At 58.2% G+C, this 15,419-nt stretch carries 16 protein-coding genes; 9 read left to right on the top strand and 7 right to left on the bottom strand.

Annotated features, from left to right (window positions below; all coding sequences use genetic code 11):
- Window positions 1-139: 139 nt before the first annotated feature.
- Entirely contained in the window at window positions 140-1,753 is a 1,614-nt protein-coding gene (locus ACTNBB_RS00160; RefSeq protein WP_427719358.1) for a peptide chain release factor 3, read from the bottom strand.
- Between the two features lie 471 nt (window positions 1,754-2,224).
- On the opposite strand from ACTNBB_RS00160, the gene ACTNBB_RS00165 reads away from it, so the two are divergent.
- The 5 genes from ACTNBB_RS00165 (at window position 2,225) to ACTNBB_RS00185 (ending at window position 6,526) form a co-directional block, all read left to right on the top strand.
- The gene (locus tag ACTNBB_RS00165) at window positions 2,225-2,605 is read left to right on the top strand and encodes a GntR family transcriptional regulator (RefSeq protein WP_370450620.1); all 381 of its coding nucleotides are present in this window, start codon (window positions 2,225-2,227) and stop codon (window positions 2,603-2,605) included.
- A 23-nt stretch (window positions 2,606-2,628) separates the two neighbouring features.
- Window positions 2,629-3,510, top strand: a complete 882-nt coding sequence (locus ACTNBB_RS00170; RefSeq protein ID WP_441056318.1) for an ABC transporter ATP-binding protein — start codon at window positions 2,629-2,631, stop codon at window positions 3,508-3,510.
- Window positions 3,507-4,205, top strand: coding sequence for an ABC-2 transporter permease (locus ACTNBB_RS00175; RefSeq protein WP_441056319.1), 699 nt, complete (start codon window positions 3,507-3,509; stop codon window positions 4,203-4,205). The genes ACTNBB_RS00170 and ACTNBB_RS00175 overlap by 4 nt, the downstream gene beginning before the upstream one ends.
- Before the next feature lie 450 nt (window positions 4,206-4,655).
- Window positions 4,656-5,531, top strand: a complete 876-nt coding sequence (locus ACTNBB_RS00180) for an EamA family transporter (RefSeq protein ID WP_441056320.1) — start codon at window positions 4,656-4,658, stop codon at window positions 5,529-5,531.
- Window positions 5,532-5,788: 257 nt separating this feature from the next.
- Complete coding sequence (locus tag ACTNBB_RS00185; protein WP_441070954.1) at window positions 5,789-6,526, top strand: SAM-dependent methyltransferase; 738 nt, start codon at window positions 5,789-5,791, stop codon at window positions 6,524-6,526.
- Window positions 6,527-6,609: 83 nt separating this feature from the next.
- Here the strand turns inward: ACTNBB_RS00185 and ACTNBB_RS00190 are convergent, their stop codons facing one another.
- The 3 genes from ACTNBB_RS00190 to ACTNBB_RS00200 form a co-directional block, all read right to left on the bottom strand.
- Window positions 6,610-7,914 (bottom strand): chloride channel protein, encoded by a 1,305-nt coding sequence (locus ACTNBB_RS00190; RefSeq protein ID WP_441056322.1) that lies wholly within the window; start codon window positions 7,912-7,914, stop codon window positions 6,610-6,612.
- A gap of 125 nt (window positions 7,915-8,039) precedes the next feature.
- Window positions 8,040-8,573, bottom strand: coding sequence for a TIGR00730 family Rossman fold protein (locus ACTNBB_RS00195; protein ID WP_427719368.1), 534 nt, complete (start codon window positions 8,571-8,573; stop codon window positions 8,040-8,042).
- Window positions 8,574-8,609: 36 nt separating this feature from the next.
- Window positions 8,610-9,035: a potassium channel family protein gene (locus ACTNBB_RS00200; RefSeq protein WP_154516963.1), complete on the bottom strand. Its 426-nt coding sequence runs from the start codon at window positions 9,033-9,035 to the stop codon at window positions 8,610-8,612.
- Between the two features lie 255 nt (window positions 9,036-9,290).
- Here ACTNBB_RS00200 and ACTNBB_RS00205 point away from each other — a divergent pair, with 255 nt between their 5' ends.
- Window positions 9,291-9,770, top strand: a complete 480-nt coding sequence (locus ACTNBB_RS00205; protein ID WP_154516961.1) for a pyridoxamine 5'-phosphate oxidase family protein — start codon at window positions 9,291-9,293, stop codon at window positions 9,768-9,770.
- A 96-nt stretch (window positions 9,771-9,866) separates the two neighbouring features.
- Here the strand turns inward: ACTNBB_RS00205 and ACTNBB_RS00210 are convergent, their stop codons facing one another.
- Both ACTNBB_RS00210 and tsaA read right to left on the bottom strand, forming a co-directional pair.
- Window positions 9,867-11,078, bottom strand: coding sequence for a MalY/PatB family protein (locus ACTNBB_RS00210; RefSeq protein WP_441056323.1), 1,212 nt, complete (start codon window positions 11,076-11,078; stop codon window positions 9,867-9,869).
- Window positions 11,079-11,190: 112 nt separating this feature from the next.
- Window positions 11,191-11,928: a tRNA (N6-threonylcarbamoyladenosine(37)-N6)-methyltransferase TrmO gene (gene tsaA, locus ACTNBB_RS00215; protein WP_441056324.1), complete on the bottom strand. Its 738-nt coding sequence runs from the start codon at window positions 11,926-11,928 to the stop codon at window positions 11,191-11,193.
- A 142-nt stretch (window positions 11,929-12,070) separates the two neighbouring features.
- Here tsaA and ACTNBB_RS00220 point away from each other — a divergent pair, with 142 nt between their 5' ends.
- Window positions 12,071-12,898 carry a TipAS antibiotic-recognition domain-containing protein gene (locus tag ACTNBB_RS00220; RefSeq protein WP_154516952.1) on the top strand — a complete coding sequence of 276 codons (828 nt, stop codon included), beginning with the start codon at window positions 12,071-12,073 and terminating at the stop codon, window positions 12,896-12,898.
- Window positions 12,899-12,949: 51 nt separating this feature from the next.
- Window positions 12,950-13,195, top strand: coding sequence for a glutaredoxin family protein (locus ACTNBB_RS00225; RefSeq protein ID WP_441056325.1), 246 nt, complete (start codon window positions 12,950-12,952; stop codon window positions 13,193-13,195).
- Window positions 13,196-13,260: 65 nt separating this feature from the next.
- Here the strand turns inward: ACTNBB_RS00225 and ACTNBB_RS00230 are convergent, their stop codons facing one another.
- Complete coding sequence (locus ACTNBB_RS00230) at window positions 13,261-14,214, bottom strand: tRNA dihydrouridine synthase (RefSeq protein ID WP_441070956.1); 954 nt, start codon at window positions 14,212-14,214, stop codon at window positions 13,261-13,263.
- A 348-nt stretch (window positions 14,215-14,562) separates the two neighbouring features.
- Between ACTNBB_RS00230 and ACTNBB_RS00235 the strand changes: the two genes are divergently transcribed.
- A complete protein-coding gene (locus ACTNBB_RS00235; RefSeq protein ID WP_441056327.1) occupies window positions 14,563-15,243 on the top strand; it encodes a hypothetical protein in 681 nt (226 codons plus the stop codon).
- Window positions 15,244-15,419: the final 176 nt, after the last annotated feature.

The following is a 15,419-nucleotide window of genomic DNA, read 5'->3' on the forward strand; positions in this document are numbered from 1 at the left end:
TTAGGTTTAACGAGCAGGATATCGGACCCGAACTGCTCGGACGCCCCGGTCTTGAGACGACGGTGGGCATGATAGCCGCTCACGCGGCATCAGGCAAGCAGGCAGCGCGGCAGCCCCGCAGGGCCACCGCGCCGATGCGTTAAAAGACTACGTTGCCAAACTCCGACAGGATAAGGTCGGGGTTGTGGTCGGTTGCCCAATCCACGTTCCACGGGCTCGTGAACAGCAACAGCTTGCCACCGCGCATGTCCTCGACGCGCAGCGTGTCGCGCGTGAGCGAAAGGCCCGGGATATCGATGGTGTCGGGGTCGTTCTGGATCCAGCGAATGTCCGTATAGGGCAGCGGCTGGCGACGAACCTCAACACGGTACTCGGCCTTGAGGCGGCGCTCGAGTACCTCAAACTGTAGCACGCCGACCACGCCCACGATGACGCTCTCCATGCCGGCACCCAGCTCGCGGAAGATCTGGATGGCGCCCTCCTGGGCAAGCTCCTCCATGCCCTTGACGAACTGCTTGCGCTTGAGCGTGTCGACCTGCGTAATGCGAGCGAACATCTCGGGGGCAAACGTCGGGATCTGCGGATACTGCACATGGCGCTTGCCGGAGCACACGGTGTCGCCGACGCTAAAGATACCCGGGTCGAACAGGCCCACGATATCGCCCGCGTACGCCTCGTCCACGATGGCGCGGTCGTCGGCCATCATCGACGTGCCCGTGGCAAGCTTAAGCTTGCGGTTGCCCTGCACGTGGAAGGCATCCATGCCGCGCTCGAACTTACCCGAGCAAATGCGCACAAAGGCGATGCGGTCGCGGTGGTTCTTGTCCATGTTGGCCTGGATCTTAAACACAAAGCCGCTAAAGTCGTCGCGGCAGGGATCGACCGGTTCACTGGTAAGCGTATCGGTATAGGCACGTGGCGTCGGGGCCAGACGCAGGAACTCCTTAAGAAAGGGTTCCACGCCAAAGTTGGTAAGCGCCGAGCCAAAGAACGCCGGGCTCAGCTTGCCGCAGGCCACGGCATCCAAGTCGAGCTCGTCGCCGGCGCCATCGAGCAGCTCGATGTCGTCCATCAGGTTCTTATGGTTCTCCTCGCCGATGAGCTCATCCATGGAAGAATCGCCCAGCTCGGCCTCGACCTCGGCGACCTTCTTGGTGGCGTTGGCGTGACCATCGCCCTCAAAGGCAATGACGCGACGGGTCTGACGATCGAACACGCCGCGGAAATTGCGGCCGCTGCCGATCGGCCAGTTCATGGGATACGTATTGATGCCCAGGACATTCTCGATCTCTTCCATGAGCTCAAATGGATCGCGAGCCTCGTGGTCGAGCTTGTTCACAAAGGTGAAGATGGGAATGTGGCGCAGCGTACAGACCTTAAAGAGCTTCTTGGTCTGGGCCTCGACGCCCTTGGCGCCGTCGATGACCATGACTGCGGCGTCAGCGGCCATAAGGGTACGGTAGGTATCCTCCGAAAAGTCCTGGTGACCGGGGGTATCGAGGATGTTGACGCAGGCGCCGTTGTAAGTGAACTGCAGCACCGAGGAGGTGACGGAAATGCCGCGCTCCTTCTCGATGTCCATCCAGTCCGAGACGGCATGCTTGGCCGAGCTCTTGCCCTTGACCGAGCCGGCGGTCTGGATGCTGCCGGTATAGAGCAGCAGCTTCTCGGTAAGCGTGGTCTTACCGGCATCCGGGTGGCTGATGATCGCGAATGTGCGGCGCGACGAGATTTCATCCGACAGGCTTGCCATGCGGATCCTTTCTTGCATTGAGTGCATTACGTCGTTGTAACCGCACTATTGTAGCCGCGAAATTCCGCTCTAGGGCGCCTATCAGGACAAATTCATCAGTTGGGGCCTGTGTAGCAGTCGATGACGGCACTCCGCAGCACTTTGTCTCGATCTGTAACATCTAGACGGTTTTTGAACCTCTACCTGTTACAGATTTAGACAAACAGGTGGGCGTCCCAGAAAGATCTCGATCTGTAACATCTAGCAGCCAAAAACTTCTCCAGTTGTTACAGATTGAGACAACCAGGTGGGGCCCACCAACAAAATCTCAATCTGTAACAGGTAGCCGTCCAAATCGGTTCCAGATGTTACAGATTGAGATGAATGAACGAGCGGACAATCCTTATTTGCCTCTTGCATAACTGTGCATAGTGTATATATACTGTGCTTATCGGTTATATACACGTGTAGCCCAACAGCTAAGGAGCCGCTGTGGACATCATCCTATCCAATTCGAGCGACAAGCCCATCTACGAGCAGATAACCTCGCAAGTCAAAGCTCAGATCTTATCGGGCACGCTCGCTGCGGGAGCCAAACTCCCCAGCATCCGTGCACTCGCGAGCGACCTGGGTGTGAGCGTCATCACCACCAAGCGCGCCTACGCCGACCTAGAGCAACTCGGGTTTATCTGCACCGTGCAGGGCAAGGGCTGTTTTGTCGCCGAGGGCAACCAGGAGCTCTTGCGCGAAAACCAGCTCTGCCATATCGAAGACCTGCTTGCGAAAGCGGCGAGCCAAGCCGAAGCCTTGGGCGTCACGCGCGACAAACTGCACGAAATGCTCGACCTGGTAGCCCCCGAAACCATGCAGTAGCCATCTGCAAGAAAGGCTATACCATGCAAAACTTGCTTGAACTCAAAGGCATCTCACGTGCTGTAAGCGACCGCTTTTCACTACGCGATGTCACGCTCGCCGTGGAGCCCGGCCAGATTGTTGGCTTTGTGGGCGCAAACGGCGCCGGCAAGACAACGACCATTCGCGCCGCGCTCGGGCTTATAAAGCTCGATGCCGGCGAGGTGCACCTGTTTGGGCAGTGCTGTGGCGCCGACGCACCCGGTGAAGTGCAGCGCTGCTTGCACGCCCGTATCGGCCTCGTGCTGGACACGTGTCCTTTCCCTTCCACACTCAAGGTGACCGAAGTTGAGGCACTCGTAAGCCCGGCGTACCCCACCTGGAGCCACGACACCTTCGCCAGCCTCATCGACCGATTTGGCTTGGATCCCAAGGCGAAGGTCAAGGACCTCTCCCGCGGCATGGGCATGAAGCTGCAGCTTGCCTGTGCGCTCAGCCACAAGGCCAAGCTGCTCGTTTTGGACGAAGCCACCGCGGGGCTTGATCCCATGGCGCGCGAGGAACTGCTTGATGAGCTGCTTGCCTTTGTCGCCGACGGCCAACACAGCGTGCTGCTCTCGAGTCACATTACGTCCGACCTCGATCGCGCCGCCGACCGCATCATCTGCATCGATAATGGCTCGATTGTGTTTGACCTGCCGCGCGAGGACATTACCGACCGCGCCGGCATCGCCCACTGTACCCAAGCGCAGGCCGCGGAGCTTATGGCTTGCGTCGAAGGTGCCCGTGCCGCCCACCACGCTTATAGCGTGGACGTGCTCGTGCCCAACCGTCGCGAAACGCTCGAGGCCTTCCCCGAGATTCCCTGCGATCGGGCAACCATTGACGATTATCTACGCCTCACGCTGAAAGGGGCTTCGAAATGAAACGCGCCTTTATGTCCGAGCTCGCCATCGTTCGCACGCTTGTCCCAAGCATAGCGGGCGTCGGCCTGTTCATATTCGTTGTGCTGACCCTCGCCAACACGTCAGGTGGCGACTCCGGCATGAGTGCCGGCGCCTGCGCGCTCAGCGCCATGTCACCTATCATGATCATGAGCTCGCTGGCAGGCTTCGACAATCAAAACGGATGGGAGCGCTATCGGGCAACGCTGCCCCTCTCGCGCAAAGACATCATCTGCGCACGCTACCTGAGCATCGTTGTCTTCTCGGCCGTCATGACGTGCGCCGCCACGCTTTTGAGCATCGCCTCCATCCCGCTCTTCAACAGCGCGGGCATTCCTTCGACCGGACAGACGGTCTTTGAAATCGCAATCGCCTCGGCAGCATCGATGCTCATCTCCCTCATGATGGTGTTTTTGGCGCAGCCGCTGTTCTTTCGATTTGGACATATGGAGGCGCTGCGCCTATCCGTTGGCCTGTTTGCCCTGCTCGGATGCCTTGCCATGGCCACGTTGAGCTCCTCCAACCCCATCAGCAACTGGCTCATGTCGATTGTCGGGGCGAATCCCGATCCCACCGTCCTTGGCTGCCTGTGTGCAGGAACTGCAGTACTGGCGCTCGCACTATGTGTAATCAGCTGCGCTGTCAGCACCAAGGTTTATCGAGTACGCGATCTGTAATCGACGGCTAAAAAAGCTTAGGTGGTACCCCGCTTATTTTTTCAATGAAACGAGGCGGCATAGCGTCACCACCGCCCTTCACAGCAGGCCGTCTAGTTCTTGGCAACCAAAAAGACACCGTCAGCATATCGAAGGTGAATACTTTTCCGAGAAGTGAACGAGTAAAAACAGTGCCCTGTAACATCGACATTTTTAAGGACTCAATTCCTGCGGTTTTTGTCTAAGAATCCTGCAGTTTTGTTCGAAAAAAGTGCGCATGTTCCAGGGGTCCAGATTTACTCGTTCACTTCGCGGAAAACCATTCACCTTCGATTCGAGCCTTAACCAAATGCCCTCTCAAACTATGGCCCCTGTCTCACCACAGCGATATCAAAGCTTCATGGCGGGACGGTATCATCGGACGAGCGCCGTAAATCTGGCGCGGTCGTTCTTTGGGGAGGCATTTCACCCGTGTCGTGGGTCGCAGCAGCATTTGTGTCGGCTTTCTTTGCCGGCGTCACATCAGTCCTGGCCAAATGCGGCATCAAGCAGACCGACTCCGATGTCGCGACGGCCATTCGCACCTGCGTGGTGCTCGTTTTCGCCTGGGCAATGGCGGGCATTTCTGGATCCATTGGAACCATCGGCAGCATCGAACCCAGATCTTGGCTCTTTCTCGTCCTCTCGGGACTCGCTACCGGTGCTTCGTGGATCTGTTACTTTAAGGCGTTGGGCATCGGAGACGTCAATAAGGTCGTACCGGTCGACAAGATGAGCACCGTACTCGCTGCACTGATCGCCATCGTGCTTTTTGGCGAGACGAGCAACCTTGCGGTTAAGCTCGTGGGAACCGCTGTCATCACCCTCGGTACGTTTTTAATGATCGAGAAGAAGCAGTTTGCCGGATCCGAGCGGCAGCAAGACCGGACCTGGCTCGCTTACGCCCTCGGCGCCGCCGTGTTCGCGGCGCTCACGTCCATCCTTGCCAAGGTTGGCATCGAAGGCGTCGATTCCAACCTGGCCACGGCAATCCGTACCTGTGTGGTACTGGTTATGGCATGGGCAATCGTGGCAGCTAAAGGCAAGATGGGCCAAGCCGTGCACGTAGACCGCTACGAACTCGTATTTCTCGCGGCATCGGGCATTGCGACTGGCGCATCGTGGCTGCTGTGCTACTACGCCATCGCCACAGGCCAGGTGAGCGTCGTGGTGCAGATCGACAAACTATCGATTGTCGTATCGGTACTATTTGCGCGCCTGGCATTCAACGAAAAACTCTCACGGCGCAGCGCTATCGGTCTCGCCTTCATCGTCCTGGGCACCGCCGCGCTCGCGATTTGGAAATAGCGCCGATGCCAAGCGAGATCTAGACGCTCGCAAATCCGTGATAAACGGCATATCCCGGCACGCCCGTGACGTTTTACAATATAAACGTCACGGGCCTCGGCTCAGTCTCGATCATCCAAGGGGATGTCTTTTTGGTCATTGTTCTTTAGGGAACGGTCAATCGCATAGAACCACGAAAACGGCCGTCCAACGGCCGTGGTTTGTTGCGCCGTTCCGCCTCCGTCATCTGCCATTTTTGCACCTGATAGGAAAGAACAATGCAAACCCAGGAATCTCAATCCTTCCCAAAAGCAACTAGCTTCGGCGCGACACTCGTACGCTCTAAGATTATGGGCCCCAATCCCCTCAAGCTCTGCGAAGAGCTGCTTCGCGATGTGCATATCCCCTGCGGCGTCCGCGTCTGCGACCTTGGATCGGGCACCGGTATCACCAGCGCCCTACTCGCCCGCGAATACGGGTTTGACACCTACGCTGTCGATCTGTGGAGCGACCCCGTCGAAAACCGTGCGTTCTTCGATTCGCTCGGTATCTCGCGCGACACGATTCACCCTGTTAAGGCAGACGCCTCGCAGGGGCTGCCGTTTGAGCACGACTATTTTGATGCGGTCGTAAGTATCGACTCGTACAACTACTACGGCCGTGACCCACACTATCTGGGTGAGCGCCTACTCCCCTACGTAAAGCAAGGCGGGATGCTCTACTTAAGCATCCCCGGCATGGTTCGCGACTGCCACGACAACCTGCCCGTTTGCCTGCTCAAATCCTGGAAACCCGAGCAGCTCGACTATATGCACGACATAGCCTGGTGGCGCGCCATGATCGAGCCGACCCCCGGCGTCGAGATTGTCTCGATGCAGCCTATGCTCTGCACGGACGAAGCATGGAAAGACTGGCTCGCCTGCGACAACGAGTACGCAGCAGGCGACCGCGCTGCCGTTGAAGCCGGTGCGCTCGAATACCTCAACACCATCGCCATTGTGCTGAGAAAGCTCTAAACATTAGCCGCGCGAGGCCGTAAACAAATGGCCTCGCGCGGCTTCTTCAAAACGAGTTCTGAACAAACGCAAAGCGCAATATGCTACTTGCGCAGCGGCTTGGGCAGCGGAATGCCGGCCGCGATGGCTGCGGCGATGATCATGCAGACGATGCCCTTGAGCGGGAAGCACATGAGCAGCAGGCCCACGACCATAACGGGTTGGCGCATGACGGCGCCCATCGTCGATGCCGTGCAGACGGCGACGCAAAAGACCGGATCGGCGCCGGTGAGGATGGCAAGGCCATAGCCCAGGCTTACGCCCGAGAAGATAACCGGGAAGAAGTGACCGCCACGCCAGCCCATATTGATGAGGGCGGGGGTCAGCATAGCCTTGACAAGACCGGTCGCGATAAGCACGCCGGCGGGAATGGTCAGATAGGTTTCCATGAGCACATCGGCTTGCGTCTCGCCGGCAAACATGGTGTAGGGCAGGAGCGTGCCACAGATGGCGAGCGCCAGACCAGCTAACATGGCCTTGACGACAGGACGCTCCCCTATTGCATGGGACAGCGCCTCACTCGCGTGCTCGGAGACAAAGTACAGCCAACCGCATACGGTGCCGATCAACGCCAGCGGAATGAGCCAGACAAGTTCCAGGTTGCCCACCTCGGCGGACTCGAACCTGGGCATGCCCATGCCGCCGCCCACAAGCTGGCCAAGCAACAGGTAAGTGCCCAGACCGCCGGCAATCGCAATGCCGTAGACCACGGTCTTTTGCGACTTGGGCAGCTTGAGGGTGATCTCGTCGGACGCAGACTCATCGTCGGCATCTTCGCCCTGGCCGTCGGCGCTACCGGCGAGCGGCGCCACAAAGCCAAAGACAGGCGCGGTAAAGAGCGCCGTCAGGGCAGCCTGGGTACCTAGCAGCGTGAGCTCCCTAAACTCGGCGCCAAAGCGACGCATGCGGTCGCCGACCCAGCTGCACAGGCCCGCGATAACGCCGGTCAGGCCGGCCTCCGGTCCAATACTTCCGCCAAACAGCAGCGGCAGCAATGCCGCAAGCGAAAGCTTGCCCAGATTGTCGTACGGGTAGCGCCCATCTTGCTTGACCTTAGCCATCACCTGATTCAGGTTATCGGTCTTGGTGTCTGTCATCTTTTCGTACAGACCGATTAACAGGCCGCCCAGCAGGCAGACAAAAAACGGGTACGGCAGAAAGCCAAACGGGCCGCTGGCGAGCTCGGGCGAAGCGACGCCCAGTGCGTGCGGAATCTCGGTCCATAGATAGTCGATGCCATGCTCCATCACAAAAAAGAACAGCCAGACCGCGGCACCTGCGAACGCACCGGTCACGGCAACGCTAACTAAAAACAGCGCGCGGTTTGTAGGTTTAGCAAGCTTATCCATCGGGTCCTCCCGCGGTCAAAGTCGACATAGATACGTTTTATTGTAGAGCGAGTGTGGCCCAGACAAGCCAACCGTCTGCGCTGCAAACGGAGCCACCGGGGGCCACAGCGGGACAGGCTCAAGGCTTATCCGTTGATAATTGATGCGATTTCGTACAGATCCTCGGCAAAGTAAATGCCTTGCTGGCGCCGTGGGCTTGATAAACCCTTATCAATCATGTGTCCGAGCAGCGCCTTGAGGTCGTTGTAGTAACCGTCCAGGTTATACAGGATGCACGGAGCACTCAGGTGCCCCAACGACACCGCGGACATAACCTCGGCAATCTCCTCGAGCGTGCCCGTCCCACCGGGAAAGGCAATGAACGCATCGCCGAGCTCGATCATCTTTGCCTTACGCTCCGCCATATCGCTCGTCACGATGAGGTCGTCGATACCGTCATGTTGAAACTCGGCCTCGATAAAAAAGCTCGGCTCCACACCCGTCACGTGCCCGCCGGCATTAAGCACGCTATCGGCGAGCGCGCCCATCAGGCCCGACTTGGATCCGCCGTACACGAGCGCGTGCCCGTTGGCGCCAATCCAGTTGCCCAGCTCCTGCACCGCAGGCAGAAACGCCGGGTCATTGCCGATACTGGCACCCAGATACACGGTGATATTCAAATTCAGTCCCCCTCATCGTGACGTGCGGCGCCCGTTTTAGCGCTGGCGCCGGCGATATTCGCGCACGCGGCGCGACAGATCGGCGAGCTCGTCACGATCGAGCTCTTCCAAATGCTCAAGATCATCCATAAAGCGCGCCATAGTGTCCTTTTGATGCATCTTGATGAGCATATTGCAGTAGCTCACCGCCACTCCCGTGAGCATGGCAATGTAAAAAATGCTGATAACGCTCAGGACGACCGTGATGACACGGGCGACCGGCGTTTCGGCCGGAATGTCGCCAAAGCCGATCGTCGATACGGTCTCAAAGCTAAACCAAAGGCCATCGCCAAACGTAAGAGTTGTTGGCTCAGAGAGCCAAACAGCCATTGAACACAGAAGATAAAAGACGAGAAAAAGGCCCGTGATGCGCACGAAACCGGCTTGACGCAACACATCGGCCAGCGTCCTCAGCTTTTTCATCGAGACCCCCTTTTTCAGGACAAGCAATCGCTTTTGGTCGGTATTGTCCCACGCCTCCCCCGCAAACGGAACCAGCCATCGAGAATGCCCCTAGACGACGAGTTGTGAGGGACAATCCTTCCACAACAAAAAAGTGCGTTTCAATCTGCGACAAATAGGATGTTCCCGTCGGCCTCGCAGCCTGAACTAGTATCATGATATAGACATGCCACCCACCGCCGTGCACGCAGCACGCGGAAAGAAAGGAAACCCACGATGTTTAGACCTCTTCGTAGAAAGAAGCGTGCTATCACCGATCAAGAGGCACGAGAGCTGCTCGTTAATTGCAAACGCGGCATTTTTGCCGTCAACGGAGACGACGGCTATCCTTACGCCATTCCCGTTAACTACTACTTTGACCCCGAGCACGACAAAATTTACTTTCATGGAGCCAAGGCGGGGCATAAGGTCGATGCACTCAAACGCAGCGACAAAGTCTGCTTTACCGTCTATGGCAACGATTGGTACAAAGACGACGACTGGGCACCCTATGTTCAAAGCACTGTGGTTTTTGGCCGTTGCCGCCTCGTGAACGATGACCCGGCGTTTGTCGAAGACAAAGTCCGACAGTTTGCCCTCAAGTACTATCCTTCTGCCGAAGAGGTCGAAGAGGAGATCAAGCAAAGTATCAGGGGCGTCCAGCTGTATGAAATTACGGTTGAACACCTTTGCGGCAAGCAAATTCAAGAAAAGTAGCAAACGTGGAAAACGCGCTCGCAATCCTCTGCGCCCTATGCGCCCACGCACATTGACGACACGGGCGCAATCCGCAGTACCCGAATCGTGCGACCCCTATACCCCAAAAACGTAACGGTCTAGGCGGTCGCACGCTTCCCTTACGCGCGAAAGCGGCAGCGCCAGATTCACGCGAATGTGGCAGGGGCCATGGAACGGACGTCCATCCTGATACCCCACGCCCACGCGTGCCCCCTCGTCGAGCAACCACTGAATATCACGGCCATACTCGCGGCACCACTCGGTGCAGTCCAGAAACACCATGTACGTGCCCTGCGGACGCGAATAGGACACGCCCTCAAAATGCTCGTCCACGTAATCGCAGAAGTACTCGACATTGTCGGCAAGCACCTGGTTGAGTTCGTCCACCCACTCGTACCCCTGCGGTTGGTAGGCACCGATAAGCGCATGCATCGAAAGGACATTCATCTCGTTGTAATGGGTCTTGTTAGACACAGCGCACATGCGGTCGCGCAGTGTCTCGTTGTAGACAATGTGGTAGCTGCCGACCAGACCCGCCAGGTTAAACGTCTTGCTCGGCGCATAGAGGGCAACCGTGCGCATGCGGGCATCCTCGCTCACCGACTGCGTCGGGATGTGCTTGTGTCCCGGCAGAATGATATCGGACCAGATCTCGTCCGAGATCACCACGCAATCGTGCTCGCGATAAATGTCCATGGCGCGCTCGATCTCGTCGCGCTCCCATACGCGGCCGCAGGGATTGTGCGGCGAGCAGAACACTGCGGCATGGATGTGGTTTTGGGCGAGTTTGCGCTCCATGTCCTCAAAGTCCATGCGCCACACGCTCTGGCCGTCGAGCTGAAGCGGGCTGTGGACAATGCGATAGCCCGCGGCCTCGATGGACTTGGTGAAGCCGATGTAGGTGGGGCTGTGGACCAACACCGCATCGCCCGGCTGGACATACGCGCGCAGCGTCGACACGACACCGCCCAGCACGCCGTTTTCGTAACCGATATGCTCAGGCGCCAGGCCCTCGATGCCATTACGGCGGCTCTGCCATTCGATGATGCGGTCGAAGTACTCGGAACGCGGATTGAAGTAACCAAACATGGGGTGCTGGGCGCGCTGAATGATGTGCTCCTGGACTGTAGGCACCGTGGCGAAGTTCATGTCCGCCACCCACATGGGAATGCGGTCGAAGCCCTCGTCGGGTGCGTTCGGAGCCATACCGGGGATCTCACCCCAAGAGTCAACGGCGATGGAGTCCATGCCGTGGCGGTCGATGATTGAAGTGAAGTCGTATTTCATGCTGAGCCCCCGTGCAGAGCGGAATGATTCGGTAAGCGTTATTGTCCACCAGCGTAGGCGATTTTGGCATGGGGTTTGGCGCTTAATTTGATGGGTGCGGACGAATGGCCGGCTAGTCTCGCGCGTCGTTGATGGCGGTTACCGTCAACCTGGTCCCGTCAACCGTAAACGATATGTCGAGTCCGGCGTAAGCCAAGTGGTAAACGCGGTTTGGCTCGTGCTTGCTGCCCGCGCGGCGCGGATCTTGGCGAAGAACCTCGACCAGGCCGGGGAGCTTTGCGGGCGGGATCATGTCTTGAAGCGCTTGCGGGAACTCAACATCGACCTCTTGCCACGGAGCACCCTCAATCCAGCCGCCGGTCGCATCCGGGTGGCAGTCCGCAAACGGGATGTAGGGCTTAATGTCGTAGATGGGCGTGCCGTCACGCAGGTCGGCCCCCAGTACATGGATGATGGGGCCGTCGTCGGTGCGCTCAACGCGGCTGAGCTTGACGCAGGTAAGACCGATGGGATTGGGGCGAAACGGACTCCGCGTGGCAAACACGCCCACGCGTTCGGCTCCGCCCAGACGCGGCGGGCGCACAGTCTTCGACCACTTGACGTTAGTGCCGGACCTGTCCTGCGTCTTGGCATCGGCAGCTATATCCTTAGCCGCGCCGCCGGGCGTTCCGTTTTCGAAGCGCCACAGCAGCCATAGGTGAGAGAAGGAGTCCAGACCCTCAACTGCTGCGTTGGAGGCAAATTCCGGCTCAAAGACGATGCGTCCCTGCAGGTGGGGCGCCAAAAAGCTGTTGCGCGGAATGCCGAACTTCTGCGGCAGGTCGGTATGTATGTGTGCGATAGGTTCCATGCCGGTCATTGTACGCCATGGAGGTGTGGGGGTGCAGCGCGCAATTCTTCGTCTCGGTCTCCCGTCGTGCAACCAACGGTTGCTTGGAAGGGCGCCGGCCGCCGCGTATGCTTAAGCCATCAACCAGCAGAAAGGAGTCGCTATGGCCTTTGCAGAAAAGCTCATTGCCATTCGCCGCGCCCATCACCTTACCCAAGAGCAGCTCGCCGCCAAGCTCTTCGTCACACGCCAAGCCGTCAGCCGTTGGGAACGCGGCGAAGTCACCCCGGGCATCGACATGATGAAGCTCATTGCCGCCGTAACCGGAGAACCGCTGTCCCACCTGCTCGAAATGCCCGAGCACTATTGCCAGAGCTGCGGCATGATACTCACACCCGACGACTGCGGCACCGATGCTGTGGGCGCCACGACCGACCATTACTGCAAGTGGTGCTACGACCACGGCAAGTACACCTACGACACCACCATGGAGGCGATGATCGAGGATTGTGCCCCGCGGCTGGCGCAAAACACCGGCATGTCGCTCGACGAAGCCGTCTCGCTCATGGGCGCCGTCCTGCCGCAACTGGAGCGCTGGCGCTCCGTGCAAGAAAACGAGGAGCGCTACGGCGCCGAGGCGCGGGCGCGCTATGGCGACGAGGCGATCGACGCAGCAAACGAAGCACTGCTGGACATGGACCCCGAGACATGGAACGACATGAAGGAACTTGAACGCGCTATTCTGGGCCAGCTTTCGATTGCCATGGGCGACGGCGATGCGGATGGAAGCGAGGCCCGCAAACTTGTCGCGATGCACCGTCGATGGATTGGCCTTAACTGGGGGCACAAGCCCCAAGACGAAGCATACCTGGGCCTCGCCCACGGCTATCTTGCTGACCAGCGCTTTATCGACTACTACGACAAGCCCTGCGGCACCGGAGCCACGGCGTTTCTGGTACAGGCCATCGAGTCGTCGTCAGCTCATGCATAGACCGCGGCGGCTTTGGGTATTTCAATCAAAACCTCAACCGATTGGAGACCTATGGCTACTAAACATGAGCTCACGCTGTACGTTATGACCGGCTGCCCGTATTGCATGAAGGTCAGGCGTTTCCTTGCCGATAACGGTATGACCATCCCTGAGCGCAACATCTCGACCGACCCCGATGCCGAGCAGACGCTCATCGCCGTCGGCGGAAAACGCCAGGTTCCCTGTCTGTTCATCGACGGCAAACCACTCTACGAATCGAGCGACATCATCGCATGGGTACAGGAGAACCTGCTCTAGCGTGCGAGTACTCATTGGGGACGCACTTAAATGACTAGCCGTTAAAGAACGTCCCCAATGACTAGCTAACCGTGGAAGCGGGCTATGGGCGCAAGTGGCTGCTCGCGAAAGACGCGATCGACGGCGGCGCGGTATTCGTCGACCTTTTTAGTCTTGCGTACGAGCTTGTGAACGGTAGCAGGATCGGCGAAGGCGCATTTAGCGTAGAACCACCACTCCTTCATGCGAAAGACCGCGTTGCCGCCAATCTCTTCTGCATATGCCGCAAACAGCGTGTCGTGGAAGCGCTGCAGTTCGGCTGCCGTGGCAGCAGGGCCGCCCTTGACCATGCGAGCCAGCGCGGGGTTCGCAAGCAAGCCACGCCCCAACATCACATGGCGTGTACCGGGATAGGCCTCCACCAGCGCATCCATGTCCTCAAGATCAAAAATATCGCCGTTGTATGCCACCGGAAACGGCGCGCGCTCCAGCGTCTCGCCATAAAACTCTCTGCGCGGCGAGCCCGTATAGCGATCCTTCTGTACGCGCGGATGCACGATCAACTCTGCCAGCGGCATGCGACAGTACAGGTCAAGCACGCGCTCGTATTCGTCGTCGCTCTCCAACCCCAGCCTGGTTTTTACCGACACCGGCAAGGGCGATCGCTCACGCACATCAAGCAAGAACACCTCGAGCCCATCGAGGTTGCGCAAGAAGCCCGATCCTTTACCCTTGGCAACAACCGTACCCGAGGGGCAGCCAAGGTTGAGATTAACCTCGCGGTAGCCCATGTCGGCGAGCACCTGTGCCGCCCACACAAACTCGTCCGCGTTCTTAGACATCAGCTGAGGCACCACGTTAAGCCCTTGGTTGTTAGCCGGATCGATTTCCTTAAACGCCTTGCCGCCAAAGCGGTTGCCCACCCGCGGCGGCGGCAAAAACGGCGTGTAATAGCAGTCGAGCGCACCGAAGCACTCCGCATGCACGCGACGGAACACATGCCCGGTAATCCCCTCCATGGGGGCCAACGATAGAATCATCAACATCTACTCTCAAATCAATGCGGCAAAGGAACCGCCCCTTTGTCACATGCATTATGCCTTGTCCCCGAGGCGGCCCACAAGGCGGAGGCGGTTGCTTGACACCAACCAGCCCTCCGACCATCTCTGTGCAACGAAAGTGAATGGCGCCCACAAACAGCAAGCAGGGCCGCCCCACAGCAGCTCCCTCACTCGCCACTTTTTCCTTGTCCAAAAGAGGACGTTCGCGATCAAGCGATCACCAACAGCAAGCTGTTGACCGCCATGTCTGAACAACAGACACCCTCCACTCACATACTCAAGAGCGTATGCGCATCGCCCTCGAAAAACGATGAGAGTCGAGGCCCCATGCAGCTGCTCACCGAGCAAGAAAAGAAACGCATCCAGCGGTACTGCACGTACCCCAAGATCGCAGCGACCGTACTCGTCATGTCGTTCGTAGCATGCCTGTTGATGTTGCCGCTCCAAATGATCAACGATATCGCGTTCCACCAAAAGGAATTCCAACCCGCGGGCATATATACCGCCATTGCACTCACCGCAATCGAACTCGTCATCTTTTGCTATTGCGCTCTTGCGCCGCGCTTTGGAATGCAGGGCAAACAGTGGAAGGAGCTACAGAGCAGACTTGCGGTAGCCCAAACCAACAAAGACCGCTCCGCGGAGGTCGCCGGCGTGCTCGCCGCGCAAGATGCCTTGGAACCCGTGTGCAAACGCGTCGCGGCAGACGACCCATACGAGTCGTATCACGACTACGGCTACCGCATTATCGGCTATCTGCGTGATAATGACCTCGGCGCTCAAGCAGCCTATGTCTACCTTTCTTTCGATGCAGATGGCATGCTCACGGACGTCGATTACACCAGTCAGATCGACCCCGAGGCAAGCCTTGCATACAACCTCGCCTGCAGCGAGCAGGATATCGCGACACTATGCGCCCCCCGGTCAACGGGTTGGACATTTCTGTTGCCACACCGGGCCTCCTCACGCCATGCAGCCTGTCGGATGAATTTAAACAGGCATTTTTAGCCGGATCCCTATATGAAGAAATCAGCATCAAGACGGAGGACGAATCTATCAAGTCGTACTACACCTTTGACACCGAGCCCAAAGAAGAGTTCGACAAGTACACCCATCCGGAAATTAGCCTCATGCTCTCCGCAAAGGAGGACTAGCAACTTACGCTCTAATTGACGCTCGCAAAC

It is taken from the genome of Collinsella sp. HCP28S3_B9, assembly GCF_052066095.1.
In the GTDB taxonomy this organism is placed as follows: Bacteria; Actinomycetota; Coriobacteriia; order Coriobacteriales; family Coriobacteriaceae; genus Collinsella.

Bases quoted from the DNA above. Each gene is read 5' to 3' on its own strand.
- ACTNBB_RS00160 (WP_427719358.1), bottom strand. From the start codon at position 1,753: ATGGCAAGCCTGTCGGATGAAATCTCGTCGCGCCGCACATTCGCGATC.
- ACTNBB_RS00170 (WP_441056318.1), top strand. From the start codon at position 2,629: ATGCAAAACTTGCTTGAACTCAAAGGCATCTCACGTGCTGTAAGCGAC.
- ACTNBB_RS00175 (WP_441056319.1), top strand. From the start codon at position 3,507: ATGAAACGCGCCTTTATGTCCGAGCTCGCCATCGTTCGCACGCTTGTC.
- ACTNBB_RS00185 (WP_441070954.1), top strand. From the start codon at position 5,789: ATGCAAACCCAGGAATCTCAATCCTTCCCAAAAGCAACTAGCTTCGGC.
- ACTNBB_RS00190 (WP_441056322.1), bottom strand. From the start codon at position 7,914: ATGGATAAGCTTGCTAAACCTACAAACCGCGCGCTGTTTTTAGTTAGC.
- ACTNBB_RS00200 (WP_154516963.1), bottom strand. From the start codon at position 9,035: ATGAAAAAGCTGAGGACGCTGGCCGATGTGTTGCGTCAAGCCGGTTTC.
- ACTNBB_RS00205 (WP_154516961.1), top strand. From the start codon at position 9,291: ATGTTTAGACCTCTTCGTAGAAAGAAGCGTGCTATCACCGATCAAGAG.
- ACTNBB_RS00210 (WP_441056323.1), bottom strand. From the start codon at position 11,078: ATGAAATACGACTTCACTTCAATCATCGACCGCCACGGCATGGACTCC.
- tsaA (WP_441056324.1), bottom strand. From the start codon at position 11,928: ATGGAACCTATCGCACACATACATACCGACCTGCCGCAGAAGTTCGGC.
- ACTNBB_RS00220 (WP_154516952.1), top strand. From the start codon at position 12,071: ATGGCCTTTGCAGAAAAGCTCATTGCCATTCGCCGCGCCCATCACCTT.
- ACTNBB_RS00225 (WP_441056325.1), top strand. From the start codon at position 12,950: ATGGCTACTAAACATGAGCTCACGCTGTACGTTATGACCGGCTGCCCG.
- ACTNBB_RS00230 (WP_441070956.1), bottom strand. From the start codon at position 14,214: ATGATTCTATCGTTGGCCCCCATGGAGGGGATTACCGGGCATGTGTTC.
- ACTNBB_RS00235 (WP_441056327.1), top strand. From the start codon at position 14,563: ATGCAGCTGCTCACCGAGCAAGAAAAGAAACGCATCCAGCGGTACTGC.